Annotated in this window: 22 protein-coding genes; 14 read left to right on the forward strand and 8 right to left on the reverse strand. The window is 62.2% G+C overall.

The annotated features are described in order from the left end of the window. Positions 1-43: 43 nt before the first annotated feature. The 4 genes from AC56QQ_RS18670 to AC56QQ_RS18685 form a co-directional block, all read right to left on the reverse strand. Positions 44-442: a c-type cytochrome gene (locus AC56QQ_RS18670; protein WP_497122960.1), complete on the reverse strand. Its 399-nt coding sequence runs from the start codon at positions 440-442 to the stop codon at positions 44-46. A 286-nt stretch (positions 443-728) separates the two neighbouring features. After that, positions 729-1,175 (reverse strand): pyridoxamine 5'-phosphate oxidase family protein, encoded by a 447-nt coding sequence (locus AC56QQ_RS18675; protein WP_497122961.1) that lies wholly within the window; start codon positions 1,173-1,175, stop codon positions 729-731. Beyond that, complete coding sequence (locus AC56QQ_RS18680; RefSeq protein ID WP_497122962.1) at positions 1,175-1,882, reverse strand: phosphoribosyltransferase; 708 nt, start codon at positions 1,880-1,882, stop codon at positions 1,175-1,177. The genes AC56QQ_RS18675 and AC56QQ_RS18680 overlap by 1 nt, the downstream gene beginning before the upstream one ends. A gap of 3 nt (positions 1,883-1,885) precedes the next feature. Continuing rightward, complete coding sequence (locus AC56QQ_RS18685; RefSeq protein WP_497122963.1) at positions 1,886-2,323, reverse strand: DUF2267 domain-containing protein; 438 nt, start codon at positions 2,321-2,323, stop codon at positions 1,886-1,888. A 234-nt stretch (positions 2,324-2,557) separates the two neighbouring features. Between AC56QQ_RS18685 and AC56QQ_RS18690 the strand changes: the two genes are divergently transcribed. The 7 genes from AC56QQ_RS18690 to mgtA all read left to right on the forward strand — a co-directional run bounded on the left by AC56QQ_RS18690 (position 2,558) and on the right by mgtA (position 9,585). After that, entirely contained in the window at positions 2,558-2,941 is a 384-nt protein-coding gene (locus AC56QQ_RS18690) for a phasin family protein (protein WP_489861304.1), read from the forward strand. 86 nt (positions 2,942-3,027) lie between these two features. Beyond that, a complete protein-coding gene (locus tag AC56QQ_RS18695; protein ID WP_497122964.1) occupies positions 3,028-4,872 on the forward strand; it encodes a PHA/PHB synthase family protein in 1,845 nt (614 codons plus the stop codon). 108 nt (positions 4,873-4,980) lie between these two features. Next, positions 4,981-5,187: a YgaP family membrane protein gene (locus AC56QQ_RS18700; RefSeq protein ID WP_256754598.1), complete on the forward strand. Its 207-nt coding sequence runs from the start codon at positions 4,981-4,983 to the stop codon at positions 5,185-5,187. A gap of 148 nt (positions 5,188-5,335) precedes the next feature. After that, positions 5,336-6,181, forward strand: coding sequence for a YiiX/YebB-like N1pC/P60 family cysteine hydrolase (locus AC56QQ_RS18705; RefSeq protein WP_497122965.1), 846 nt, complete (start codon positions 5,336-5,338; stop codon positions 6,179-6,181). 43 nt (positions 6,182-6,224) lie between these two features. Continuing rightward, the gene (locus AC56QQ_RS18710; protein ID WP_489861301.1) at positions 6,225-6,581 is read left to right on the forward strand and encodes a c-type cytochrome; all 357 of its coding nucleotides are present in this window, start codon (positions 6,225-6,227) and stop codon (positions 6,579-6,581) included. A 131-nt stretch (positions 6,582-6,712) separates the two neighbouring features. After that, positions 6,713-6,898: a hypothetical protein gene (locus tag AC56QQ_RS18715; protein ID WP_497122966.1), complete on the forward strand. Its 186-nt coding sequence runs from the start codon at positions 6,713-6,715 to the stop codon at positions 6,896-6,898. Positions 6,899-6,966: 68 nt separating this feature from the next. Continuing rightward, entirely contained in the window at positions 6,967-9,585 is a 2,619-nt protein-coding gene (mgtA, locus tag AC56QQ_RS18720; protein WP_497122967.1) for a magnesium-translocating P-type ATPase, read from the forward strand. Positions 9,586-9,862: 277 nt separating this feature from the next. Here mgtA and AC56QQ_RS18725 read toward each other — a convergent pair whose 3' ends face one another. From AC56QQ_RS18725 to AC56QQ_RS18740, 4 genes are all read right to left on the reverse strand, one after another. Beyond that, the gene (locus tag AC56QQ_RS18725; protein ID WP_497122968.1) at positions 9,863-12,256 is read right to left on the reverse strand and encodes a phosphoketolase family protein; all 2,394 of its coding nucleotides are present in this window, start codon (positions 12,254-12,256) and stop codon (positions 9,863-9,865) included. A 187-nt stretch (positions 12,257-12,443) separates the two neighbouring features. Beyond that, positions 12,444-13,616 (reverse strand): acetate/propionate family kinase, encoded by a 1,173-nt coding sequence (locus AC56QQ_RS18730; RefSeq protein WP_497122969.1) that lies wholly within the window; start codon positions 13,614-13,616, stop codon positions 12,444-12,446. 193 nt (positions 13,617-13,809) lie between these two features. Beyond that, complete coding sequence (locus AC56QQ_RS18735; RefSeq protein ID WP_497122970.1) at positions 13,810-15,444, reverse strand: ATP-binding cassette domain-containing protein; 1,635 nt, start codon at positions 15,442-15,444, stop codon at positions 13,810-13,812. Further along, positions 15,441-17,099, reverse strand: a complete 1,659-nt coding sequence (locus AC56QQ_RS18740) for an ATP-binding cassette domain-containing protein (RefSeq protein ID WP_497122971.1) — start codon at positions 17,097-17,099, stop codon at positions 15,441-15,443. Before AC56QQ_RS18740 ends, AC56QQ_RS18735 begins: the two co-directional genes overlap by 4 nt. 154 nt (positions 17,100-17,253) lie before the next feature. Between AC56QQ_RS18740 and AC56QQ_RS18745 the strand changes: the two genes are divergently transcribed. From AC56QQ_RS18745 to AC56QQ_RS18775, 7 genes are all read left to right on the forward strand, one after another. Then, on the forward strand, positions 17,254-18,774 hold the full coding sequence (locus AC56QQ_RS18745; RefSeq protein ID WP_497129048.1) for a cytochrome ubiquinol oxidase subunit I: 1,521 nt from the start codon (positions 17,254-17,256) through the stop codon (positions 18,772-18,774). A gap of 26 nt (positions 18,775-18,800) precedes the next feature. Further along, the gene (gene cydB / locus AC56QQ_RS18750) at positions 18,801-19,955 is read left to right on the forward strand and encodes a cytochrome d ubiquinol oxidase subunit II (protein WP_497122972.1); all 1,155 of its coding nucleotides are present in this window, start codon (positions 18,801-18,803) and stop codon (positions 19,953-19,955) included. A gap of 23 nt (positions 19,956-19,978) precedes the next feature. Next, on the forward strand, positions 19,979-20,110 hold the full coding sequence (cydX, locus tag AC56QQ_RS18755; RefSeq protein WP_489861293.1) for a cytochrome bd-I oxidase subunit CydX: 132 nt from the start codon (positions 19,979-19,981) through the stop codon (positions 20,108-20,110). Between the two features lie 524 nt (positions 20,111-20,634). Further along, positions 20,635-21,867 (forward strand): septal ring lytic transglycosylase RlpA family protein, encoded by a 1,233-nt coding sequence (locus AC56QQ_RS18760; protein WP_497122973.1) that lies wholly within the window; start codon positions 20,635-20,637, stop codon positions 21,865-21,867. A 104-nt stretch (positions 21,868-21,971) separates the two neighbouring features. After that, complete coding sequence (locus AC56QQ_RS18765) at positions 21,972-23,138, forward strand: D-alanyl-D-alanine carboxypeptidase family protein (RefSeq protein ID WP_497122974.1); 1,167 nt, start codon at positions 21,972-21,974, stop codon at positions 23,136-23,138. 85 nt (positions 23,139-23,223) lie between these two features. Next, complete coding sequence (gene tmk, locus AC56QQ_RS18770; protein WP_497129050.1) at positions 23,224-23,898, forward strand: dTMP kinase; 675 nt, start codon at positions 23,224-23,226, stop codon at positions 23,896-23,898. After that, positions 23,895-24,950 (forward strand): DNA polymerase III subunit delta', encoded by a 1,056-nt coding sequence (locus AC56QQ_RS18775; RefSeq protein ID WP_497122975.1) that lies wholly within the window; start codon positions 23,895-23,897, stop codon positions 24,948-24,950. Before tmk ends, AC56QQ_RS18775 begins: the two co-directional genes overlap by 4 nt. Positions 24,951-24,960 lie beyond the last annotated feature (10 nt).

The raw sequence follows: 24,960 nt of genomic DNA on the forward strand, positions 1-24,960 counted from the left end.
CTCGATGCCTGTGTCTTGCGGACATCGTTTCCGCCATGTGCTCTCATTGCTGCAATGTCTCGACATAACCGGCCAGATCATGGATCCGTTCCCTGGTGACGATTTCCCCGGCGTTCGGGCCATATTTCTTCACGTCACCGGGAAGGAACTGGCGTCCCCAGACCGGCATGTCGCGCTCGCCATGCGCCGGCACCATGGCGCGGCCGTCGATCATGGCAAAAACCCGCCAGTAGGGAAATTCGCCCCCATTTCGCCTGGAGAGACGCGTCAGGTCGGCGGGGCGCTTCAACAACTCATCGCCCAAGGGGCCATCGCCCTTGCCTTCGGGGCCATGACAGACGGCACAGGAGTTCATGTATTCCGCCTTGCCGTTGCCCAGTTCCTGAGCGGTTGCCGGATTGAGGGCCAAGCCTGCGAAAACCGCGGCGATCAGGAGTCTCACTTGCGTCTCCATCGGTTCATTGGCTGAAACCTACAGCCACGCCCGGCGAGCACGTTGATGCGGATCAAATGCAGCCGCGAAAGCGTGTTTGATTCAGCGCAATGAGCGCCCCGGAGGCTCCCGAGAAGGCGCGGGCGGCCCTATTCTGAAACGCGCTGATGAGGCGCGCCTGGCCATGGTCGATCCGATCGAAGGCGAACACTATCACCGTGCGGAACCCGGAGCAGACGCAGCAGCCTATCTTGCCTGGTCACGGTCGGCCGGCTGCATGCTGGCGATGCGCGGCTCACTCGGTCGCTTCGCGTCCGGACACCTGCTCGATCGATATCCGGAAGAAAACGTGCGGGACGCTGTCGGCAACCAGGGGAATGACCGGCTTGATCGCTCCAGGTTCCCACCAGTCGGCGTGCTGGCTCAGGACCGACCAAGCATGATCGCGCTGAAGCTTGTGGCCGATACGGTCGGGCAGTTCTTCATAGCGGCCATCGACAACCACGCTTCTCCATCCTCGTCCCTGGCCGCGTTCGCCAACCTGGACGGACACAAGCGGATTGGCCCGCATCCAGTCGATCTTCTTGCCCGGCAAGGAGAACGCATAGAGGTGATTGTCGGAATGGGCATAGTGCAGAGGCACGACGTAGGGCTGGCCGTCTTTCGCGCATGCCAGGTGGCCGAGGCGGTTGGCCGACAGCAGTTTGGTGGATTCCAGCACGGAAAGCGTACGGACCAGCATCAATGCGATCTCCTGTTCTTCTCGGCCGTTGAGCCATCGCCAGCGACGTCGCGCCGCCGTATCTTGTGCAACTGGGCAGCTTCGTCCATGGCGGCGATCACTTCGCCGTCGGAGAGCTGCGGAAACCGCAGATAGTGATAACCCAACGCACGGAACCGCCCAGGCTGGCTAAGGCATACCACGCGATCCGCTTCCTGAGCCAGTTCGGCCACGGTATCCGGTGGAGAAACAGGCACAGCCACGACAATCTCCATGGGCGCGCGATGCCGCAGCGCGCGGATAGCAACCTTCATCGTCGTGCCGGTCGCGGCGCCGTCGTCGACAAGGATCACGGTCTTCCCGGCGACTGACAACGACTTGCGATTGCCCTTGTAAGCGATGCGTCGACGTTCGAGTTCGGGGCGTTCGAGAGCCACCAGCGCGGCAAGATCGGCATCGTCGAGCGAATAGGCCTCGACGATCTCCCGGTTGAGCACGACGTCGGGCGGATTGCCGTCCACGACAGCGGCAACGGCCAATTCCGGATTGCCCGGGGCACCGACCTTGCGGACGATGAGCAGGTCGAGTGGCGCTCCGAGCGCTTTGGCGACTTCAGCGGCGACGGGAACCCCACCGCGCGGCAGCGCCAGCACAATTGGCTGGTAAAGGCCGAGCCCGGCCAATTCGAGGCCGAGCCTTTCTCCAGCCTCCTTGCGGTCGCGGAACATCGGTCAATCCACCGGCCAGAGTTCACGAAGAGACTTCTTCATCGCGTTTCGCACCTGGATGATCTCACCATGTGAAATGTGGCGATCGAGCAGCTTGAACACAGCCCTGATGGCGACATCGAAATCGACTTCGTCATCGCAACCGAAACTGGCTTCGACACGGATGATGAAATCGCGCTTCTTGCGCTCGCACGCGTTCGTAGTGGTTGGGCTCCAGCCTTCGAAAAAGACGCCGCGGATCAAGACCGGCAGCTGCGCCGAAAGATCGGCCATTTCGGCCGGCGACAACCAGTCGCGCACTGTGTGGAGAACGGTCTTGAGGAGCCGGTATGCGCTCGGCTCACTCCAGCAAAGATCCGTCGCGAGTTCGTTGACCCATTGCTGCGCCTGCTGGGCGGCGTGGGTGAAGCTGGCGAAGGAGGAGTGGGACATGTGGCTCATGACGTACTCCCTTGTGAAGAACCACATCATTTTCGAACTTCGCGAACGTCTGCGCATTGCGCCGGATCAATTGGCCTTCTCAACACGCTGGCACGCATTCTCTCAGTTCGAGGCCAGTCAGTGCGGAAAACGTCATGCACATGTTGATCCTGATCAACGACACCGTGGCCAATGGCGGTAGGTGTTTTCCTGCAGACGTCTTGTTTGCGACTGCCTCACAATGGAGCACCGATCATGCAAACTCATTCCGAGCCGTCGCAATTCGGCATGCAGCCCCTGCCGATGTTGGAAAATGGCCAAAAGTTGATCCTCGCTGCAGCATCCCTGCAGGCGCACGCTTTCAAAACGATGATGCGTTATCAGATCGAAACACTCGCGTTTTTGAAACATCGTTACGAGCAGGACGTTAAACTGGCCGAGGATCTGGTCGCCGGTTCCGAGTTCAACGACGCGTTCGACGTTTTTTCGAACTTCCTGCAGAACGCGACATCGGAATACGCCACGGAAGCCGGAAAGGTCGCGGCGTTGACCTCGAAACTCACTTCGGAAACAGCCCGGCGCGTGCGCAAGGAAGCCGAGACCGCGATCGAGGATATGGCAGCGACAACAGTTGGATAGATCGCAAAGCTCAACCGGCGGGCAGGACGGTTTGGTCCTCCCGCGTCGGCTGGCTCGACTGCCCGATTGGATCTGGAGACCGTTCGATGGCGACCCGCAGTGAAACTCGAAGGCGATCCCCGGATTCCGTCCCTGCTGCCTCGGACGGTGATGTCGCATTGAAGCCTGTTCATGCAGCACCCGGCCAGAGTGCAGCACCCGAGAGCCTGGACGACACGTTTCGCCAGGTGGACCGTCTCGTTCACGCGGGGATGGCGCAGGCGAGTTCCGGCATTTCACCGATCAGCCTTCTGCAGGCCTTTCAGGACTGGGGCCTGCATCTGGCTATCTCGCCGGGCAAGCAATACGAGCTTTGTGGAAAGGCGATCGAAAAATCGGCTCGCCTGGCGACATTCTTGGCCAGTTGCATCGAAAGGAAGGGGCTTTCCCAACCTTGCATTTCACCCCTGCCACAGGACCGGCGCTTTGGCCATTCAGGCTGGCAGGTTTTTCCGTTCAGCGCTTACCAGCAATCCTTCCTGCTATGGCAGCAATGGTGGCATAACGCCACCAGCGACGTGCACGGCGTTTCGGCAAAGCACGAACGACTGGTCGAGTTCTACAGCCGGCAATTCCTCGACATGCTGTCGCCGTCGAATTTCATCGGCAGCAACCCCGAGGTTCTGTCGAAGACAATAGGCGAGGGCGGTTCGAACCTCTGGGCCGGGCTGGCAGATCTGGCCGAGGACCTGGCGCGGCAGTCGGCAGGCCGCCCGGCGGCCGGCACGGATCATTTCCGGCCAGGCATGGAAGTGGCGGCGACGCCCGGCGACGTCGTGTATCGCAATGAGTTCATCGAACTGATTCAGTACCGGCCGGTCACGGAAACGGTGAAGTCGGAGCCGATCCTCATCGTGCCGGCCTGGATCATGAAATACTACATCCTCGATCTGTCGCCGCACAATTCGCTCATCCGCTATCTGGTCGCCCAGGGTTTCACGGTGTTCTGTATTTCGTGGCGCAATCCCGGGCGCGAACAGCGGGAGTGGTCGATCGACCACTACCGCCGGCATGGCGTCATGGCGGCGATTGATGCGGTCTGCGATATCACCAGTGGCGCGAAGGTGCACGCGGTGGGTTACTGCCTGGGTGGAACGCTGCTTTCGATCGCGGCATCGGCGATGGCGCGCGACGGCGACGACCGGCTGAAGTCGCTTTCGCTGATAGCAGCCCAGATCGATTTCGACGAACCAGGCGAACTCGGCCTGTTTATCGATGAGAGCCAGGTGTCCATGCTCGAGGATCTGATGTGGAGCGAGGGCTTTCTCGATCAGCGGCGCATGGCGGGCGCCTTTCAGATGCTGCGCTCCCAGGATTTGATATGGTCACGCATCGTGCGCGAATACCTGCTCGGCGAACGCCCGCCAATGTCGGACCTGATGGCATGGAACGCCGACGCGACCCGCATGCCATACCGGATGCAATCAGAATATCTGCGCCAGCTCTACCTCGGCAATGATCTCTCGCAAGGCCGTTTCCAAGTCGATGGCTGGCCGGTCCATGTCGAGGACATCAAGGTTCCGGTGTTCGCACTGGGAACGGTGACCGACCACGTGGCGCCGTGGCGTTCCGTTTTCAAGCTGACGCACCTGCTCGACACGGATATCGACTTCATCCTGACGAGCGGTGGCCACAATGCCGGCGTCGTGTCGGAGCCGGGTCACCAAGGCCGGAGCTACAAGCGGCTGCAGCATGTGAGCGGGCAACCTCATCCGGATCCCGAAACCTGGTCGGCATCCGCCGCCACCGTCGATGGTTCGTGGTGGCGGGAATGGGCGGACTGGCTGGCTCTCCATTCCGGCGCTGTTATTCCGCCGCCGCCCCCAGGCGGAGGCAGCGAGCGTTACCCACCGGTCTGTGCGGCTCCTGGAACATACGTGCTTGAGCCCTGATACGGCGAAGACGGCTTGACGCCGATCAATGCCCTCTCGAGCGGCAAAGTGTTGGGATGGTGTTATCGGCAGACCGCCGCAAATCCACGAAATGCTTGGAGAATCAGCATGCTCAAGATGAATGTCGGCTTTGTCGATCGCGTTGTACGCGTGATCGTCGGCCTCGCGCTGCTTTCGCTTTTCTTCATCTATCCGGGCGCTGCCTGGCGCTATGGTCTGCTCGTGGGCTTGGTTCCACTGCTCACGGGATTGTTCGGAACCTGCCCCCTCTACACACTGCTCCGAATCTCGACCTGCCCGGCAGGAAAGGCCTGAATTGACTTAAGTAATTCATGCTGGCGCTTTTCAGCGCCGGCGGCTGGCTGCTTCAGGCTAGCCTTGATCCCCCCGAAAACGAAATCAACGCCTGATCCAGATTGGCTGCGAGATGAGGGACACTCTTGCGAGGACAGTTCGCGGCTATGTGCTGCTGCTGGTGACCATTGCACTTGCGGGATGTATCCACCAGCAGAAGAAACCCACTTCCATGGGCGCAGCCACATTCGCTGGCAACCTGTCGCAGTGCTGCCTCAACGCCGAGAAATATCCGGCTTGGTTGGTGGATCTGGTCGAACCGGCGGCGCCGCTTGTCGGGCGCACGATTGCGCATGTTGTCTGGAGGCAGGGTTATCTCGCCAACAGCATGGCCCAGAAGACAATTCTGAGTGTGCTGAAACCCCTCCACATCCTTGTTTTGAGTTCAAAAGGCCGAATGTCTGGCCACACCATCCCCGGGCTTTTTGGCCATGCCGCCGTCTATCTCGGCACCGAGACGGAACTGCGCCAAATGGGCGCCTGGGATGATCCACGCATTGTGCCGTACCAGGAGCGCATACGGGCAGGCGCGATGATGATTGAAGCCGATCAGGACGGGATTCATCTGTCGCCGGTGCGTATCGTGCTCAATGCCGATCGGGTGGTGGTCCTGCGGCCACATCTGAGGAGCAATCGACGGCGCAGGGAAGTAATCGCTGGGCTCGTCGAGCATATAGGCCAGCGCTTCGATTTCCATTTCGATAACGCAAGTTCGGAGCGGCTCTACTGTACAGAACTGATCAATCACGTGATGCCGGAAGCCGGTCTGCCTGCCCGTCGCCTCTACGGTCGTCAGACCACTTTGCCCGACGAGGCCGTTGCCTGGGCCGCTGTTGGAAAATCAAATCTCGACCTGGTTCTCTATGTCAGAAGTCTCTCACCACAATGGGAAAGTGCATCGCGCCGAACGCTGGTCGCCGACATTGCGTCGGCATGGCATGCCAAGGCCGATTGATGGAAATCAAGGCAGGGGACGGCCATGAGCGCAGATTGCCGCAATGAACGCTTCCATCGAAGATAGCAACGTCCGACATCATTCCTTGCGGACCCTTGTCCTCGCCCTCTCGCTGGTTGTGCCCGCGCTGCCGGCGCTGGCCGACAGCTTAACGGAGCGCGGCAAGGCCTTGGTGGAGTTCAATTGCGCCCGCTGCCACGCCATTGGAAAAACCGACAAGAGCAGCCATCCGGACGCTCCCGCCTTTCGCACCCTGTCAAAGCGCTATCCGCTGACGGATTTGGAGGAAGCACTCGCGGAAGGCATTTCGACCGGTCATCCGGACATGCCTGAATGGGTTGCCAGCCCCGACCAGATCGATGCGATCATCGCCTACATAACCAGCGTGCAGCAGCCGTGACGGACGCCACCGACCAGGCACCTGGCCGCACCTGACTGGTGGTTTCGTGCACAATCGGGCGGCATTTGACGGCGATCAAGTCCCCATCTCGCGGCGAGCCTAGAATGGCAACTCCTCGACGGAGCGAGATGATGCAGGATTTCAACGATAAGACCGCGATCGCGGCAGGGGTCGGATCGGGAACCGACGCCGCTCTTGCGGGCGAGTTGGCTGCACGCGGCGCGCATGTTGCCGCCGACGTCGATATGGCGGCCTTCGGCCGCGTCACCCGCTCTTTGGTCGAGGAAAGCGGCATCATCCGCTTCGTGTCGCATTGATGGTGTCTCGTACGGTGCCGGGCGATGTTCAAAAGCCACCGCGCCAGGACGGTCAAACAGGAATTGGGATGCAACCCGTACCTGCATCGGCGGGAATTCCTGACCAAGATGCCTACTGGTCGATCGAGGCCAATGACCTCCTGAAACGTCTCGATACGTCGGGCTCGGGGCTTGCCACCTCCGAGGCCGCATCAAGGCTTGCAAAATTCGGCCGAAACACGCCGGAGGCTCGGTCCGGCACATCGGCTTTGACCGTATTCGTCCGGCAATTCCGCAGTCCACTGGTCCTGATCCTCATTTTTGCGGCCGGCGTGTCGGCTTTCGTTGGTGAGGGCCAGGAGGCCGCGATCATCGGCGCGATCGTGCTGGCGAGCTGCGTCCTGAGCTTCACCCAGGAATACGGCGCGTCGCGGGCGACAGAAGCACTGAAACAGCGTGTTTCACACAAGGCTATCGTCCTGCGCGACGGTGCCGAATGCGCGATCAATGCCGAAGACATCGTGCCTGGGGACGTGATCCGGCTCTCGGCCGGAAACCTCATTCCCGCGGACGGTATCATTCTGGATGCGCGCGATTTCAATGTCAGCGAGGCGGTGCTGACCGGTGAGACGTTTCCGGTTGTGAAAACACCGGGTCGATCGGCGCCAGAAGCTTCCGTCGCGCAGCGCAGCAATGCTGTCTTCACCGGCACGTCGGTCCGCAGCGGTACCGCTACCGTGCTGGCGGCGACAACCGGTGAACGCACCGAGTTCGCGTCTATCGCCGCGGCCCTTGAGCGACGTATCCCCGAGACGGGGTTTGCCAAGGGTATCAGACGCTTTGGCTACCTGATGACGGAGATCATGCTGGTGATCGTCATCATCGTGTTCTTCGCCAATCTGCTGCTCCATCGGCCGCTGATTGAATCGCTGCTATTCTCGCTGGCGCTAGCGGTGGGTCTCACGCCGGAACTGCTTCCAGCCATCATCAGCGTGACGTTGGCTCGGGGTGCGCGCGCCATGGCGGCCAACGGCGTCATCGTGCGCCGGCTCGATGCGATCGAGAATTTGGGCAGCATGGACCTGCTTTGCACAGACAAGACGGGAACGCTGACCGAAGGTGTCATCCACCTTGATGGGTGGCTCGATGTCGATGGCAATCCATCGACGGATATCCTGCTTTGGGCACGGCTCAATGCGACCTTGCAGACCGGGTTGAAGAACCCACTGGACGAAGCGATAGCCGGTGCCCAGGGCGACGACGGTGCAACATTGAAGTCCTTCACGAAGGTCGATGAGATTCCCTACGATTTCATCCGCAAGCGGCTGTCCGTTGTTGTCCACCACAGCGATGCCGAAGACCTGCTGATCACCAAGGGTGCGGTGCAAAATGTCCTCGAAGTCTGCAGCTACCTTCGAACTGCGAATGGGCTGAAACCCCTGGATGGCACGCATCGTGCCGCGATCGACGAGAAATTTAGACGCTGGAGTGCCGACGGCTATCGGGTCCTGGGTATGGCTATCCGCCGTTTCGAAAGCCGGGGGGCCATCTCCAGGAAGGACGAGACCGGTCTCGCCTTTGCCGGTTTCCTGCTCTTCCTCGACCCGCCGAAGCAGGGGATCAAGGAGGCGCTTTCCGCGCTTGCCCACAGGGGTATCGCCGTAAAGGTCATTTCGGGCGACAACCGATATGTCACCGCGCATCTCGCCACGGCGGTTGGCTTGCGCGCCGACAGGATCATGACTGGCGAGGATCTGTCGAGGCTGACAAAAGGCGCTCTCTTCGCAGCCGCGCAACACACCGACCTGTTTGTCGAAATCGACCCCAATCAAAAAGAACGCATTGTCGAAGCATTCCGAAGCCGAGGCCATGTCATCGGCTATATGGGAGACGGCATCAATGATGCGCCCGCCCTGCACGAAGCTGACATTGGTATCTCGGTCGACACCGCGGTCGATGTCGCACGCGAGGCTGCCGACATCGTTCTTCTCAGGCAGGATTTGGGCGTGCTCGTGCGCGGCGTCGACGACGGCCGCAAGACCTTCGCCAACACGATGAAATATATCTCCATTACTACCAGCGCCAATTTCGGCAACATGATCAGCATGGCCGCCGCCTCGCTGTTCCTGCCGTTCCTGCCGTTGCTGGCGACGCAGATCCTGCTCAACAATTTCCTGTCGGACATTCCCTCGCTGGCTATTGCCAGCGATAATGTCGATCCAGACCAGTTGCGCCGGCCGCGGCGCTGGGACATTGGCTTCGTCAGGCGATTCATGATCGGCTTTGGCTTGGTCAGCTCGCTATTCGACTTTGCAACCTTCGCCTTCCTGCTGTTTTTTGCACATGCGACAGCGGCCGCCTTTCAGACCGCATGGTTCGTCGAGTCACTGCTGACGGAGCTCGCCATCGTGCTCATCGTGCGCACGCACAAGGCGTTCTGGACGAGCCGTCCCAGCCCCCTGCTTGCATGGCTTACATTGGCTGTCGCGGTTATCGCGATCGCCATACCCGACGTGCCCTTCGCCGCCTATTTCGGCTTCGTGCCGCTGCCGCTGCCCGTGCTTGTCGGGCTCGTCGCCATCACCGCGCTCTATCTGTTGGCCTCGGAGGTGACCAAGCGCTGGTTCTTCGATCACGAGAAGCATCATTCCCATAGAACGCGATTCAACAAGACGCCGGCGGGTAACAGACTGCCACAATCACGCTGATGGCGACGGGCGGCGCCCAGGTGTGATCCGGAAGGAATGGCGACAAAGAACATCCGCGCAGATGCGCTTTGGCATCTGCTGCGTCCGTCCAGTAAGTCCATGATGCAAAGCGCTTGATGGTTGATTGCCAGGGGCGGACGCATTGCAACAACTGCATGCCCACGGGTTTGCAGGACGTGGTTCGCGTGGGTCCGCGTCAGTTCATCGAGAAGCGCTAGGGGCTAACCGGCAAGGATTTCGTTCCTCGCGGCCGGCCGAAATTGAACGGCTTGCCTGTTCAAGCCCCGACGGTCCAGCGCCATTCGCGAATCTCGGGCATGTCGATGCCGTGGGCGCGAATGTAGCGTTCGTGTTCGACGAGCTTGTCGCGCATGGCCTGCTTGACGTAGACGGCGCTTGCGCCGAGCCCCGGCACGAGGTCGATGACGTCGGCAGCGAGATGGAAGCGGTCGAGCTTGTTGCGAACCACCATGTCGAACGTGGTCGTCGTCGACCCTTCCTCCTGATAGCCGCGCACATGGATGTTATGGTGGTTGGTGCGCTTGTAGGCCAGCCGGTGGATCAGCGTCGGATAGCCGTGATAGGCGAAGACCACGGGCTTGTCCTTCGTGAACAGCGCGTCGAAGTCACCATCGCTCAAGCCGTGCGGATGAGCCGTGTTTGGCTGCAGCGTCATCAAGTCCACCACGTTGATCACCCGCACCTTCAATTCCGGAAGGTAGTGGCGCAGCAGATCCACGGCCGCAAGGGTCTCTAGGGTAGGGACATCGCCGGCGCAGGCTAGAACGACATCGGGCTCGCCGCCCCGGTCGTTGCTGGCCCATTCCCATATACCGACGCCCTGGGTGCAGTGTCTGATCGCCGCGTCCATGTCGAGCCATTGTGGGGCAGGGGCCTTTCCCGCGACGATGACATTGATCCGCCCCCAGCTTCGGAGGCAGTGGTCGGTGACGTAAAGCAGCGTATTGGCGTCCGGCGGCAGGTAGATGCGGACGATATCGGCCTTCTTGTTCGCGACATGGTCGATGAAGCCGGGATCCTGATGGCTGAAACCGTTGTGATCCTGCTGCCAGACATGGGATGTCAGCAGATAGTTCAGCGATGCGATCGGGCGCCGCCAGGCAACGTCTCGCGAAGTCTTGAGCCACTTCGCGTGCTGATTGAACATGGAATCGACGATGTGGATGAACGCTTCGTAGCAGGAAAGCAGGCCGTGACGGCCAGTCAGCAGGTAGCCCTCAAGCCAGCCCTGGCACAGATGCTCACTGAGGATTTCCATCACACGGCCAGTCGGCGCCAGATGGTCGTCTTCCGGAATGGTCCGCGCATCCCAGGCCCTGTCCGTGACCTCGAACAGCGCCTGAAGCCGATTTGACGCGGTCTCGTCCGGGCCGAAGACGCGAAAGTTCCGGCTTGCCCGGTTCTCACGCATCACGTCACGCAGGAACGTGCCCATGATCCGGGTCGCCTCCGCATTGGCGTCGCCGGGGTGCGCCACCGGAACGGCGTAGGACTCGAATCCGGGCAGCCGCAGCGGACGCATCAGCGCCCCGCCATTGGCATGTGGATTGGCGCTCATGCGCTGCTCGCCCGCTGGGGCGAGCGCGGCGATCTCGGCGCGCAGAGCGCCCGCTTCATCGAACAGTTCCTCGGGCTTGTAGCTTCGCAGCCAATCGTCCAGGAGTTGCAGATGACCGGGCTTGGTCATGTCGCTGAAGGGCACCTGATGCGAGCGCCAGAAACCCTCGGCCTTGAGGCCATCGACCGTCTTCGGGCCGGTCCAGCCCTTCGGGCTGCGCAGCACGATCATCGGCCACTGAGGACGCTGGGCCTGACCGTCTCCGCGCGCGGCCGATTGGATAGCCTCGATGCGTGCGAAAGCCTCTTCCAGCGCACCGGCCATTTTCTGATGCATTAGCTGGGGCTCATCGCCTTCCACGAACAGGGGCGCATAGCCGTAGCCGCGCAACAGCGCCTCCAGTTCCTCGGGCGGGATGCGCGCCAGCACCGTGGGGTTCGCGATCTTGTAGCCGTTCAGATGCAGGATCGGCAGAACGGCGCCATCGGCCGCGGGATTGAGAAATTTGTTGGCGTGCCACGACGTCGCCAGCGGCCCGGTTTCGGCTTCGCCGTCGCCGATCACGCACGCGACGACGAGGTCGGGATTGTCGAGCACCGCGCCGTAGGCATGCGCCAGCGAATAGCCGAGTTCGCCACCCTCGTGAATCGAGCCGGGCGTTTCCGGGGCGGCATGGCTGGGTATGCCACCAGGGAAAGAGAACTGGCGAAACAGCCGACAGAGGCCTTCCTCATCGCGAGATATGTCGGGATAGAGCTCGCTATAGGTGCCTTCCAGATAGGTATTGGCCACGACACCCGGAGCTCCGTGCCCCGGTCCGGCAACGAAAAGCACTTTGGTGCCCCTGGTCCGGATGATGCGATTGAGATGCACGTAGACAAAATTCAATCCGGGCGTGGTGCCCCAGTGGCCGAGAAGGCGCGGCTTGACGTGCTCGATCTTGAGTGGTTCTCGCAAGAGGGGATTGGCAAGCAGATAAACCTGACCGACGGACAGATAATTCGCCGCGCGCCACCATGCGTGCATGAGCTTCAATTCATCCGGCGGCAGGACCTGTCTTGTCGGCACGGTGTCCCGTTCAGTCGCGTCCATGGGAAATGTTCCCGTCTCTGGTTGTCAATTGCGCGCCGCCGGTTCAGTTCGCGAGCGGTTCGATCGGACCGACATTGCGGCGGGCATTATCGCGTCACATTGATCCCGATCAACAACAAGCGTCCGCGCTCCAATAGGTTGCGTCCGCCGGCCCAAGCCGTGCGGCGCGCGGCGGGTGTGTCGGCCCTCAGATGATGGACAGGGCCTCTTGCGCGATCACCTGTTCCTCATCGGTCGCAACGACCATGACGACGACCTTGCTGTCTGCTGCCTCGATCCGCGTGGCGTTCCGCGCATTCGCCGCGGCATCGATGACCATGCCGAGCCATCCGAGGTGCTTGCAGATGGCTGCACGGATCTCCGGCTGATGCTCGCCGATGCCGGCGGTGAAGACGATGCCGTCGAGCCCGCCCAGCGCTACGGTGATGGCCGCCGTTTCCCGCGCAATGCGAAAGGCGAATAGATCAAGCGCTTCGCGTGCTCTCGGATCCTTGCTTGAGATCAGGTCGCGGCTGTCGGCGCTGATACCCGAAATGCCCAGCAGGCCGGAACGGTGGTAGAGCATGTCCTCGATATCCGCGACGCTCAGTCCGCGCTGCTTCAGGAGGTGGATGATGACGCCAGGGTCCAGTGCGCCGCAGCGCGTTGCCATCGGAATGCCGTCGAGCGTCGAAAAACTCATGCTGGTGTCGCGGCTGACGCCCGCGTCGAGCCCGCACAGGCTCGCGCCGCTGCCGAGATGGGCGACGATGACGCGTCCGGCGGCGGTCTCGGGTGCAAGCTCCTGTATCCTGGAAGCGATGAATTTGTAGGACAGGCCATGGAAGCCGTAGTGCTTGATGCCCTGGTCGAACAGCTCGCGCGGCAGGGCAAAGCGGCGGACCAGATCGCTCTGGCTGCGATGGAAGGCGGTGTCGAAGGACGCGACTTGGCGTAATCCCGGCCGCAAGTGGCTGACGGCGCGGATCAGGCGAATGCTTTGAGGCTGGTGGAGCGGCGCCAACGGCACCAAAGCTTCGATCGCGGCCAACACGTCGTCGCTGACCAAGGCCGGCCCGTCAAAACGGTCGCCGCCATGCACCACCCGATGGCCGACCGCGCAAAGTTCGTTCACGGAGAAACGGCTCTCGATCCACGCCAGAATTTCGTCGATCAATGCATGGAGATCGTCGCTCACCTTTGCCTTCAAGACGATGTCGAATGCGCTGGTTTCCTCCTCGACACGCAGCGTCAGGGGCAGGTGCCGCAGATCGACGACTCCCCTGGCCAGGGGCCGCGGCCCGTGCGTCCCGATCGCGAACAAGGCAAGCTTGATGGTGGAAGAGCCGGGGTTGAACGTCAGCACGATCGGACCGCTCATGGTTTCGCCTTCTCAGTGCTTGTATCTGACCGGTCACGGACAGTTTCCACGCGACCGCCTTTGCAAGTCGGGAGTTACCACAAAGTTGGAGGGCGGCGGGCACAAGAAAAGACCCACTCCAAGATCAGCCCGAAAACTGGTCTTGCGCCAGCGCTTTCAAATAGGCGACTTCGGAAAATCGTTCCCTGTCGCGTCATTGCAGTCGAACCGCCGCGCTCCCTTTCGGTGCCAGCTCGTCATGGCTCGACAGGATGACGATGCGTTGCCGCAGCCGCTGCAGTAGCGCATCGAGAATGCGCTTGCCCTGTTCGGTATCGAGATGTTCAGTCGGCTCGTCCAGAAGCACGACAGGCCGGTTGGAAAGCCATGCACGGGCAAGGTTCAGTCTTTGCGCCTCGCCGAGCGACAGCACATCCTGCGTAATCCAGCCGTCCAGGCCGCCCGCCGCCCTTATCCGGTCCTGAAGTTCCACACTGCTCAATGCGCTCCACAATTCGTCGTCACTGGCGTGCGGGGCAAACAGGTTCTCGCGCACGGTGTCGGCGAGAACCGTGGCATCATGGGGGCAGAAGCAGCTCATGGCGCGACGCGCATCCACATAGAGGCCGATGCCGTCGCTCAAGACGCATCCGTCACCGACGTCCAGCCAGCCGGCGATCTGCTTCAACAAGGAGGTCTTGCCGCAGCCGCTGGCGCCATGCAGGACCGTTGGCATGCCAGCCCTGAAGGTCACGCTGACCGGCCTTCCAATCAGCCGGCCATCCGGGGCGTGGCGTGGCAACCGGTCTAGCGTCAACGAAGAGACGCGCTCCGGGACATGCTTGCGAGACACGCCGTCCGGGGTATTCCATTTGGCCAGGGTCGACCGGGCTTTCTTCTCGCGCGCGAAGGCGACGACGATCTTCGATGCGCCCAGCACGGATTCCCCGACGGCCAGCCAGGCGAAGGCCAGCAGGGCGGGCACCAGAAGGGCCTCGCCGCGCAGGCCCGACAACCAGGCGGACACCAGGACGCTCAGCATTGCGCATGGCGCCAAGCAGTTGGCCAACGTATCGAACAAGGCCTGCCTGTAGCGAAGCACCAGCGCGCGCGTCTGGGCATTGGCGTAGCCATCGAACGGCGCTTCAAGCATGAGACCCCAGCGGCGTTCGCCCTGCAATGGCACCACGGCCTGTATGGCGGCGCCAAGCAGGCGAGAGGCCTGCTGCCTGCCTTCGCGCATGGCGGCCAGATCGGCATCGGCTCGGCTTGCCAGGAAATAGGCCCCGACGATGTTCACCGTGATGAGCAGCAGGATCGGCACGATTGCCAGCGGCGCTATCAACAGGGTCGCGGCGACAAGCAAGAGAATGGCGACGCCAAGGGTCGCTGACGGCAGGCTGACGCGCAGGCGCGCATAATCCACGTCCTCGACGTCGTCGAGATAATCGGCAAGGCGATCCTGGTTGCCAAGCTGCCAGCCGGCCTTGCGCACCGAGGGGGCCGCCGCCATCGCGGCGAACAGCGTCGAGCGGCGCCGGACCTGATCGGTGAGCGCCGCCCGGTGGCCGACAACACGCTCGCCATATTTGGCCGCTGTCCGTGTCAGGGCGAACAGGCGAATCAATGCGGCGGGGACATGGTAGTTGAACGTCAATGCGGCGGGCGTCAGGCCCGCCAGGGCGACCGCGCCGAGAAACCATACGGACACGCCGGTGAGCAGGATTCCGCCCGCCAGGGCGGCAAATGCCAGAACAAGGGCGAGGCGCCACGGAGCCCTGTTTCGGACTGGCTCTTGCGGTGGGCCGATCCGCGTCTGCGCGGCGATCGAGGACGCGGTGCCGTTCATGCGACTTTCTCCCGTGCCTGACGGTTGTCCGCCCCGAGGTCGATGGTCGTGCCGGCAAGCATGGCCAGGCTTCTGTCATGCGTGGCCACCAGGACGAGCCGGCTGCACGCCGCATCCGCAAGCGCACGACGCACCATCGCGGCGTTGCCGGGATCAAGCTTGGCGGTCGGCTCGTCGGCGAAGACGGCCCGGCCCGAGATCAGCGCACGCGCCAGGCCGATGCGCACCCGTTGCCCGCCGGAGAGGTTCTCACCACCCGCCTGGATCAGCGCGTCAAGTCCACCGGGCAGAAGCACATCGTCGAGAAGACCGACATTGCCCGCAGCAAGCAACAGCCGGGTTCGGCAACATCCGCCGTTTTGCCAGGCGATGGCAGCGCCAAGCGTGCCTTCCGGCACATAGATGTCAGTGGAGCACCAAGCGATATCGGCGCGGGTGTCGGGATCCGCTTCGAAAGATGGCGCGGCCCCGATCCCGGCAAGGTGGCGCAGCAGGGTCGACTTGCCCGATCCGCTCGGCCCGGTGATGGCTACCAGCCCGGTCCGTGGCAGAAGCGATGCGGCACCGGCCAGATCGCGGGTCACGATGGCGGCTTCGAAAGCCGGCGATTGCGGATGAGCGGCCAGAACAAGCGTGTCGAGCACGGTGGCGGCGGCAAGGCCCTCGGCCTTGGCGTGATACTGCTCCGCGTAGCGCCGGAACGGAGCGAAATACTCCGGCGCGATCATCAGTATGAACAGGCTCTGCCAGAGCTGGAGGTCCGCGAAGCCGGGGATGCTGATGAGCTTGAGATGGCCGAGGCCGAGAAACACGGCGAGCATCGCGATCGATAGCGACGAGAAGAAGTCGATGATGCCGGCGTTGAGGAAGGCGATCCTGAGCACGCCCATCGTGCCTGAGGCATAGGTATCCAGCCGAACCGCGAGCTTGCGCCTTTCCCGACTCAGCGCGTGGTTTCCAAGAATGGTCGGCAAGGTGCGGATGCGATCGGCGAACTGTGCAGCGAGACGGCCGAATGCTTTTTCCTGAGCCTCGGCGCCGCTACGGATCGCGCCGCCGATCAGAGCGAAAAAAACGATCATCACCGGGGTCAGCACGACGAGCGCCAGTGCCGCCTCCCACGAAACGGCGACAATCACGGTTGCGGCAAGCAGCGGGCCAAGCCCCAGCATGGTCGATGCGAGGCGATGCCCGACCGCCAGGCCGGCCACGGCTTGCGGGTAGCGTTGCAGTCCGGCGATCAATGTTCCGAGCGGCTTCGCCTGGATGTCGCCGGGAAGAGCCGCGGCGAGGGTGCGACGCACCGACTCGAGCAGGCCGTTGGCGACCTTCAGTTCCGCATTGGCGACAGCTCGGTCGGCCAACAGACCGACGACAGAACCGAGGACCAGGCTGACCAGCGCCGCGCCAAGCAGCAGCCAGCTTGCATTCCCCGAGATCATGCGGCCCACGAACATTGCCGCCAGACCTATGAAGGCAAGCCGCAGCACCGCGCGCGCCGCTTGCAATGCAAGGGCGGAACGCAAGCCTGGGGCGGCAAGGTCGCGCGCAACGCAAAGTGTCTTGCCGGGGGCAGGCGCCCCTGGATTGGTCGCTTCCGGCGGATTTGCCCCCGTTGGGCGTTTGCCGCGGTGTTTCAGGACAGTTTCGAGCATGACAGTTCAATCTCATGCCGGGGCCATCAGCGAATTGACACACGTCAAAGGCGCGACCGCCGAACACGCTATCGAAGGAGACGCTTAACGGAGTTCTCCCATGACCAACCCACTGCTTGTGGAGTTGTCGCGACTGCAATTCGCGCTGACTGCTATGTACCACTTCCTGTTCGTCCCGCTGACACTGGGTCTCTCCATCATGCTTGCGATGATGGAGACGGTCTACGTCATGACCGGCCGCACGATCTGGCGCGACATGGTCAAATTCTGGGGCGTGCTGTTCGGCATCAATTTCGCCCTCGGCGTCGCCACGGGCATTACCATGGAATTCCAGTTCGGCATGAACTGGGCCTATTATTCGCACTATGTCGGAGACGTGTTCGGCGCCCCTCTCGCAATCGAGGGCCTGATGGCGTTCTTCCTGGAGGCGACCTTCGTCGGGCTGTTCTTCTTCGGCTGGGAAAAGCTCTCGGCGCGCGCGCATCTCGTCGTCACCTGGCTTGTCGCGCTGGGGACCAATTTCTCGGCGCTATGGATCCTGATCGCCAATGGCTGGATGCAGAATCCTGTCGGCGCGGCCTTCAACCCGGACACGATGCGCATGGAAGTGACGGATTTCATGGCCGTCATCTTCAACCCGGTGGCGCAGGCGAAGTTCGTCCACACTGTTTCGGCGGGCTATGTCTGCGGCGCCGTTTTCGTGCTCGGCGTCTCGGCCTTCTATATGCTGCGCGGGCGGCACATCGATCTCGCCAAGCGGTCTTTCGTCATCGCCTCGGCCTTCGGCATCGCCTCGTCGCTGTCGGTCATCGTACTCGGCGACGAGAGCGGCTACGACATCACCGACAACCAGAAGATGAAGCTCGCCGCCATGGAAGCGATGTGGGAGACCGAGCCGGCTCCGGCCTCCTTCACCGCGTTCGGCGTTCCCAGCATGAACGACCGCACGACCTATTTCGCCGTGCATATCCCTTGGGTCATGGGCCTTATCGGTACCCGTTCGATCGACAAGGAGATTCCCGGCATCTTCGAACTCGTCCAGAGGGCCGAGGGGCGGATCCGCAACGGGCTGACAGCCTACGACGCGCTGGAAAAGCTCAAGGTCAACCATGGCGACGCGGCGGCACGCGCCACCTTCGATGCGACAAGCAGGGACCTTGGCTACGCCCTGCTGCTGAAGCGCTATATCGATGATCCGCGCCAGGCCACTGACGATCAGGTCAAGCAGGCGGCATGGTCGACCGTGCCGGAAGTGCCGGCGATCTTCTTCACCTTCCGGATCATGGTGTTGTGCGCCTTCCTGCTGCTTGCCGTCTTCGCGATCTCGCTCTGGCATACGATGCGCGAGACGCCGGCGCCGCGCTGGCTGTTCCGCATGGCCCTGATCGCGATGCCATTGCCATGGATCGCCATCGAGCTTGGCTGGTTCGTCGCGGAATTCGGCCGCCAGCCCTGGATCATCGAGGGCATGCTGCCGACCTTCCTGGCGACATCCGATCTCGGCATCCCCGACCTCGTGATTACCATCTTGGGCTTCACCCTCGTCTATGGCGTGCTGGCTGTGATCGAGGTCAAGCTGATGCTGCAGGCGATAGCGAAAGGGCCTATTGTCGGCGCCGATATCACGCCTCCCGTCGGCGAAGGCGCAAAAATCCATCTGGCGGCCGCCCAGTAACCCGGGACCTGCAAGGAACAAAGACGATGACCGATTTCCTCTTTAGTTACGAAACGCTGCGGATCATATGGTGGGTGCTGCTTGGCGTTCTTTTGATGGGCTTCGCGGTGACCGACGGCTTTGACATGGGCGTGGGGGCATTGCTGCCTTTCGTCGCAAAAACAGATATCGAGCGACGCGTTGCCATCAACACCGTCGGACCGGTCTGGGAAGGCAACCAGGTCTGGTTTATCCTGGGCGGCGGCGCCATCTTCGCTGCCTGGCCGGCGCTCTACGCATTGAGTTTCTCGGGCTTCTACCTCGCCATGTTCCTGGTGCTGTTCGCGCTGATCCTGCGGCCGGTCGGCTTCAAATACCGCTCCAAGCGGGAGAGTCCCCGCTGGCGCTCGAACTGGGACTGGGCGCTATTCATCGGCGGCGCCGTGCCGGCGCTCATCTTCGGCGTGGCAGTGGGCAATGCGCTGAGAGGCGTGCCGTTCCACTTCTCTACCGACCTGCGGCCGTTCTATGAGGGCACCCTGTTCGGCCTGCTTAATCCGGTGGCGCTTTATTGCGGCCTGGTTTCGCTGACCATGCTTGTCATGCATGGCGCGGCGTGGCTGACATTCAAGGCGGAAGGGCCGGTGGCTGACCGCGCCCGCATCATCGGCGGCAAGGCCGCGCTCGCCACCGCTGTTCTGTTTGCCGGCGGCGGCGTGCTTGTCTGGCTCGGGCTGCTCGGCGGCTATGAGGTGACCAGCGCCATCGTCTGGGATGGTCCGTCCAATCCGCTCGGCAAGACGGTGATCGCGAATTCCAGCGCGTGGCTGCGCAACTTCAATGCCACGCCGGCCCTTTGCCTGGTGCCCGCGCTGGGCATCGTGGCGCCGCTGGCCGCCGCGGCCGGCTTCCGTGCGCGTCGCGAAGGCCTCACCTTCCTCGCATCCAAGCTTGGCGTGCTCTGCATCATCGCGACTGTCGGCCTGGCGATGTTTCCGATCATCCTGCCGTCAAGCAGCAATCCGGGCCATTCGCTTGCCGTGTTCGACGCATCCTCAAGCCGGGCGACACTGCGCAACATGCTGATCGCAACTGTCATCTTCCTACCGCTGGTCCTTGCCTACACCGCCTGGGTCTACAGCGTGCTTTGGGGCAAGGTCAGCGAAACCTCGGTACGCGAGGCTGGTTCATCGGTGTACTGAAACAGAGATTGGAGATTGCAACGATGTGGTACTTTGCCTGGATCCTAGGCCTCGGACTGGCCACCACGGTCGGCATCCTGAATGCCCTCTGGTACGAGCTGCGCGCGGTTCGCGCGCAACCGTCAGACAGAACTGAGCATCTAAACACGCCATGACAGGGTGGCTTCAGCCCGGCGAATGTCTTGTAGACAAAGGACTATAGGCGAGAGGGCAGGACGTTACGGCTGCAAGCGAATTTCAGGACCAATGCCTAGGACTGCTCGACCGTTCCCTCCAGCAACTCGCTATTGATCAGGTGCCCGCTCAATCCCGATCGGGCGGCGGATAATTCCGGGCCTGAGGATCAACCGCGTTCCGCTGCTCATGTGCGCGCGACAAAGCCCCCGCTCAAGTGGCGGATGGGGCCCGACGGAAGATGGACCGGAGGCCCATAGCATGCGGAATGACATGACCTTCGCCTAGCGAACGGAAAGCCGTGGCTCCTCATGGTCCTCGACGCAATGGAGGCGCCACAATCTTGCCCGGTTCCGGCCACAATCGATTAATACGGTGATAAACAATTCCTGCGCACAAAGGATCGGGGTTCAAGGCGTCGTTGGTATTTTTCGAGTGAGTGCTTTGGCTCCTCGGATAGTCAAGCAGCGGCGTCTCAGTCGAGACTGTAGGGGACATCAGGAAAATGCAGGCTATGACGCACCCGCGTCTTCGTCGCGCTGCTACAGTCGCGTTGTTTGCCGTGTCGGCTGCCTTGCTGGCGGCTTGCGCGTCTCAGCCTGAACCGAAAGCGATGGTCTACAAGAAGACCCGCTCCAAGGAATACTTCTCCGAATCCGAATATGGCGTGAAGGCAAGCCCGCGTGTCACCTTCAAGATGGCTGGCCTGCAACGTGGCGGCGGCCGTGACCAGCTCGGCAAGCCCTATCAGGTCCGCGGCAAGTGGTACTATCCCAAGGAGGACAAGCACTACGCCAAGGTTGGCCTGGCCTCCTGGTATGGCGATGCCTTCCACGGCCGGCTTACCGCCAATGGCGAAGTCTACGACATGACGCACCTTACGGCCGCGCACCCGACCATGCCGCTGCCAAGCTATGCCCGCGTCACCAATCTCAAGACTGGCAGTTCGGTCATCGTGCGCGTCAACGATCGCGGCCCTTATCACGAGGGTCGCATCATCGATGTGTCGGAGCGCGCCGCCCAAATGCTTGACTATGCCAACATCGGCACCGCCGAGGTGAAGGTCGAGTATGTCGGCCGTGCGCCGCTGGATGGCAATGACGACCAGTATCTGATGGCTTCCTATCATCCTGGCAACAGGGCGCCGGATCCGTCGGATGGATTGCCGACCGGCGTCATGGTCGCCATGAACGGACCATCGCCGAGCCTCCCCGTCGGTGCCGCCGCCGTACCGTTTCCCGGACAGTTGACCGATTCAGGGGCGGTTGAGCCGATCCTGTCGGCGCAGTCGCCGGCGTTTGGCGATCTGGCGCTGCCCGATTTTGGTCCGATCGTGCCGGAGCGCCCGGAGATCAATCTGCCGCCGCAATCGCCGTTTGCCGTGGCCTCGCTGTCCTATGCGGATGAGCGCGTGCAGCGCGCCGATGTCTTCGCCGCGCTGGACGACAGCGGCATGTCGCCCGCCGATATCCTGCAGTCGTGGAAGAAATCAAATTCGCGACCGTCATCGCCCGCGTCCGACTATGTCGCCGCCGGCTCCTTCGATGACGCAGCAGAAGCAAGCCGCCTGGCCGCGGCGCTTGAACCCTTTGGCAAGACCGAAATCCAGCGTTCCGACCTCGATGGCAAGGATTGGTTCTCGGTGAACCTCTATCCGGACGGCCACGGCAGCGTGGATGATTTGTTGCAGGCGGCATGGGCGCATGGCGCGCCGGATGCACTGGCTGTGCGTAACTGAGCGGAAGCCGGCCTGGATTTTCCGCTACGCGGTTGATCCGTTGTAGAAAAAGCCTGATACTTTTTCCGGGCTTGCCGGACTTTCCGGCCAACGGGTCGAACATCATGTCATTTCGCTTGCTCCAGCCTTTCGCCGGGCTTCTGGCTTTTTGCCTGCTAGTGCTTTCCCTGGCTCCAGCCCGCGCGCAGCTTTTCGAGACCAAGGCCACGCAGGTCTTCATGATCGACGCCGAGACCGGCACGGTGCTGTTTTCCAAAGATGCCGACAAGCCGATCCCGCCGGCCTCTATGGCCAAGCTGATGACCATGGAAGTGGTTTTCAACGCCATCAAGTCCGGACGCCTGAAGTTGGACGACACCTTCGTGGTGAGCGAGAACGCCTGGCGCAAAGGCGGTGCGCCTTCAGGAACATCGACGATGTTTGCCAAGCTCAAGTCGTCGATCCGGCTCGAGGACCTCATTCAAGGGGTTACCGTGCAGGCGGCCAATGACGGCTGCATCGTCATCGCTGAAGGCATGGCCGGATCCGAGGACAATTTCGCGGCGCAAATGACCGAACGCGCCCGCCAGATCGGCCTCAAGACATCGACTTTCGTCAATTCGACCGGCCTGCCGGCCGACGGCCAGCAGACGACCGTGCGCGAGCTGGCGCAGTTGGCCCTGCATCTGTGGCGCGATTATCCGGATTTCTATCGCTACTATGGCCAGAAGGATTTTACTTGGAACAAGATCTCGCAGCGGAACCGCAATCCGCTTCTGACGATGGACATCGGCGCCGATGGGCTCGCTGTGGGCGCCAGCGAGGCGTCAGGTTTCGGCATCGTCGGTTCGGTCAGCCACAACGGCACGCGGGTTATCGCGGCAATGAGCGGGCTGGCCAGCGACAAGGAGCGCGCCGAGGAGGCGCGAAAACTGCTCGACTGGGGTGCTCGCTCTTTCGAGAAGACCGAAATCTTCGCCAAGGACGAGGTGGTCGGCGAAGCCCAGGTTTTTGGCGGCGCGAAATCCGGGGTGATGCTGAAGGCAAAAGGGCCGATAGAAATCTTCCTGCCGATCACCAATCGCGACAAGCTGACAGCCAGGATCGTCTACACCGGCCCCGTTGCCGCGCCAGTGGAGGAGGGGCAGCCAGTGGGCGCGCTGCGCGTCTGGATCGGCGACACGCTCAGCCAGGAGACACCGCTTTTCGCCGCCGAGTCGATCGGCGTCGGCACGCTGCCGCAGCGGGCTCTCGACGCCGTCAAGGAACTGGCGATCGGCTGGCTGCGATAGCACCGACGGCATGGACGTTTTCCCGGACGCGGACTATCTAGAGCGCTACAATCAATCCACTCATGCATGGACAAAGGCCTTTCGATTGGCGCGAGGATTTTTCATCACCTTCGAAGGCGGCGAGGGAGCAGGCAAGTCGACGCAGATCGAGCGGCTGGCGCGCAAGATGCGCGCCAAGAAATATGATGTCCTCCTCACCCGTGAGCCTGGTGGCTCGCCAGGCGCCGAAGCGGTCAGGCACGTGCTGCTTTCGGGCGCCGCCGAACCGTTCGGGCCAAAGATGGAAGCGCTGCTTTTCGCCGCCGCGCGCTCCGACCATGTTGAGCAGGTCATCCGGCCGGCGGTCGAGCGTGGCTCTATCGTGCTTTGTGATCGCTTCCTGGATTCTTCACGTGTCTATCAGGGTGTCACCGGAGGCATCGATCAGGCGTTCATGGACAGGCTGGAGCAGGTCGCCATCAACGGCATGATGCCAGACATGACGCTGATCTTCGACATAGACCCGGCCGAGGGCCTCAGGCGCGCCACAGCGCGTCGCGGCGCCGAAGCGGCAGCCGACCGCTTCGAAAAGGAGACGCTGGCCATCCATCAGGCCCGCCGGGCGGCATTTCTGGCAATTGCTGCGGCCGAGCCGGAACGCTGTATCGTCATCGACGCAGCCGCCGATCCCGATACGGTCGAAAATGTCGTCACCGCCGCTGTGTTCGCGGCGCTCGAGGCAAGAGCGCCGGCGCGCGACAGGCAGGTAACTCCGGCATGATCTTTGAACGCATCGCACCGGAGCAGCATGACACGCTGGACGGCGTGCCCGAACCATCCGAAACGCCACGTCTGGTAGGACATGCACAGGCGGCGAACATGCTGACCGCCGCCTATCGTTCCGGCAAGCTGCCGCATGCGCTGATCTTCGCCGGACCGGTCGGCATCGGCAAGGCGACGCTCGCTTTCCATCTCGCGCATCATCTGTTGAAGCACCCGGCCTTCGAGCAAGCGCCGGAAAGCCTTGCCGTTCCAGATCCGGCCTCGTCTTTGTTTCGCCAGATCGCCACCGGGGCGCACCCGTCCGTGCTGCATCTGACCCGCCCGGCGAACGACAAGACCAAGAGCTTCAAGACCGTCGTCACCGTCGACGAGATCCGCAAGGTCAGCCGTTTCCTGTCGCTGACTTCGCATGACGGCAGCTACCGGGTCGTCATCGTCGATCCGGCCGACGACATGAACACCAATGCCGCCAATGCCTTGCTGAAGAATCTCGAGGAGCCGCCGGCGCGAACCCTGTTCATTCTCATCGTCCATGCGCCGGGCAGCCTGCTGCCGACGATCCGGTCGCGCTGCCAGGTGGTGCGGTTGACGCCGCTCGTTGCCGACGACCTGATGGCAGTGCTGGAAACGGCCGAACCGCCGCCACCGGTGGACCCGGCCGCGCGGGCGGCACTGGCCGAGCGGGCTGGGGGCAGCGCGCGCAGCGCGATCCTGTTGACGCAATATGGCGGGTTGGAAATCGCCGAGACGCTCGACGCCCTAGTGGCGGCAAGAAAAAGCGATGTCGGCGGAGCGTTTCGCCTTGCCGAGGCTGTCGCCGGACGCGACCAGGCGATCCAGTTCGACATCTTCAACCGCCGGGCGCTGGAGCTATTGTCGAACGCCGCGAGCCAAGCCGCATTGGCAGGCGATCTCGCGCGGGCCAAAACGCTGTCGGACACTTGGCATGAAGCGCTGGACGCTATATCTGAGACCGACACCTACAATCTCGACAAGAAGCAGCACGCCCTGACCATGATCGACCGCCTGATTTCTGCAATGCGAATGTGACGGGGTTTCC

The organism is Mesorhizobium sp. RCAM 05099 (genome assembly GCF_059683685.1).

Bases quoted from the DNA above. Each gene is read 5' to 3' on its own strand.
- AC56QQ_RS18680 (WP_497122962.1), bottom strand. From the start codon at position 1,882: ATGTTCCGCGACCGCAAGGAGGCTGGAGAAAGGCTCGGCCTCGAATTG.
- AC56QQ_RS18730 (WP_497122969.1), bottom strand. From the start codon at position 13,616: ATGAGCGGTCCGATCGTGCTGACGTTCAACCCCGGCTCTTCCACCATC.
- AC56QQ_RS18675 (WP_497122961.1), bottom strand. From the start codon at position 1,175: ATGCTGGTCCGTACGCTTTCCGTGCTGGAATCCACCAAACTGCTGTCG.
- AC56QQ_RS18690 (WP_489861304.1), top strand. From the start codon at position 2,558: ATGCAAACTCATTCCGAGCCGTCGCAATTCGGCATGCAGCCCCTGCCG.
- AC56QQ_RS18760 (WP_497122973.1), top strand. From the start codon at position 20,635: ATGCAGGCTATGACGCACCCGCGTCTTCGTCGCGCTGCTACAGTCGCG.
- AC56QQ_RS18695 (WP_497122964.1), top strand. From the start codon at position 3,028: ATGGCGACCCGCAGTGAAACTCGAAGGCGATCCCCGGATTCCGTCCCT.
- AC56QQ_RS18765 (WP_497122974.1), top strand. From the start codon at position 21,972: ATGTCATTTCGCTTGCTCCAGCCTTTCGCCGGGCTTCTGGCTTTTTGC.
- AC56QQ_RS18740 (WP_497122971.1), bottom strand. From the start codon at position 17,099: ATGCTCGAAACTGTCCTGAAACACCGCGGCAAACGCCCAACGGGGGCA.
- cydX (WP_489861293.1), top strand. From the start codon at position 19,979: ATGTGGTACTTTGCCTGGATCCTAGGCCTCGGACTGGCCACCACGGTC.
- AC56QQ_RS18725 (WP_497122968.1), bottom strand. From the start codon at position 12,256: ATGGACGCGACTGAACGGGACACCGTGCCGACAAGACAGGTCCTGCCG.
- AC56QQ_RS18715 (WP_497122966.1), top strand. From the start codon at position 6,713: ATGCAGGATTTCAACGATAAGACCGCGATCGCGGCAGGGGTCGGATCG.
- mgtA (WP_497122967.1), top strand. From the start codon at position 6,967: ATGCAACCCGTACCTGCATCGGCGGGAATTCCTGACCAAGATGCCTAC.
- AC56QQ_RS18745 (WP_497129048.1), top strand. From the start codon at position 17,254: ATGTACCACTTCCTGTTCGTCCCGCTGACACTGGGTCTCTCCATCATG.
- AC56QQ_RS18735 (WP_497122970.1), bottom strand. From the start codon at position 15,444: ATGAACGGCACCGCGTCCTCGATCGCCGCGCAGACGCGGATCGGCCCA.
- AC56QQ_RS18685 (WP_497122963.1), bottom strand. From the start codon at position 2,323: ATGAGCCACATGTCCCACTCCTCCTTCGCCAGCTTCACCCACGCCGCC.
- AC56QQ_RS18710 (WP_489861301.1), top strand. From the start codon at position 6,225: ATGAACGCTTCCATCGAAGATAGCAACGTCCGACATCATTCCTTGCGG.
- cydB (WP_497122972.1), top strand. From the start codon at position 18,801: ATGACCGATTTCCTCTTTAGTTACGAAACGCTGCGGATCATATGGTGG.
- AC56QQ_RS18775 (WP_497122975.1), top strand. From the start codon at position 23,895: ATGATCTTTGAACGCATCGCACCGGAGCAGCATGACACGCTGGACGGC.
- AC56QQ_RS18700 (WP_256754598.1), top strand. From the start codon at position 4,981: ATGCTCAAGATGAATGTCGGCTTTGTCGATCGCGTTGTACGCGTGATC.